Source organism: Acinetobacter sp. P1(2025), assembly GCF_051390655.1.
GTDB lineage: Bacteria > Pseudomonadota > Gammaproteobacteria > Pseudomonadales > Moraxellaceae > Acinetobacter > Acinetobacter junii.
Window position 1 is genome coordinate 1 of sequence record NZ_JBPKBJ010000159.1, and the last position, 1,026, is coordinate 1,026.

Below are 1,026 nucleotides of genomic sequence, written 5' to 3' on the forward strand. Positions count from 1 at the left end.
TTTGAGGCTTACCTAATCGAAAGAATGAATCCCCTATTTGAATATTTGGCAAATCAAGAATATCTAAATATTTATTAATGTGACTAGAATACTTATCAATCACATCACTCGACTCTTTAATTAGAGTAGTTGCATTCTTTTTAACAGACTCAGCAATCAAGGAAAAATATTTAATCTCTGAATTTTTCAAAATTTCTGCTTTATCGACAATAAGTCTATTAGCATCTTCAAAAATCTTTACCACACAAAGCCCAAGACTATCAAAGATATTATTAATTTCTTCTAAAATTAGGTCTTTATTTGTATACGTATCCCGACTCATTAATTTTAAAAGGACATAGAATAAGATTGGTCTTTCCTTATATTGAATTCCAAATTTTAAAGCAGTATGAAACTCTATATATTGACGTAATTGTTGATCATCAAATCCTGCAGATGGCTTAAACATTCTATCAACTATATTTTTACTATGTATGATTTCAAAATGTGAATCCGTAAAATTCAAACAAATATCTAATAGAATTCTAGTTACAGAAAAGAGTTCTTGCAATTCAGTTATACCAAAATGATTTGCTACTAAATGAAAACAAGTTGAATATTCAGTCAAATTAATATCATAGATATAATCTATTGATTTTTTTTCAAAGTCCTTTATAAGAAAGTCTTTATTAGCAGGTTGATCTTTAAGTTTATGTGTTATCAATACAATTGAGTTTAAATGTTCATCAAGCGTTGCAGAACACTCTAATAAGCTAACCATTGAAAAAGGATGTCGGCACAATAATTGGTTATTTGCATCGTAGTATCTCGCAAATAAAATTGGTCTATCAGATATTTTCCCACTTGAATCATATACTTTTCCAATCGTTGGCCTTAACTCCCATTTTTTTGAATTATCTTGTTTTAACAAAACATTAGACTTCTTGCAAAAATCAAAAAACGATCAACGTTTTGTTTGTTTTTTATCCACATTAAAAAGTCATGTTCTACTATCATGAGTACATGAAATATGAAAAAGTAAAGATG

General features: G+C 28.0%; 1 pseudogene. It reads right to left on the reverse strand.

The features are described from left to right. Positions 1-910: pseudogene (locus ACSC97_RS18155) on the reverse strand (hypothetical protein); the annotation flags it as partial. Positions 911-1,026 lie beyond the last annotated feature (116 nt).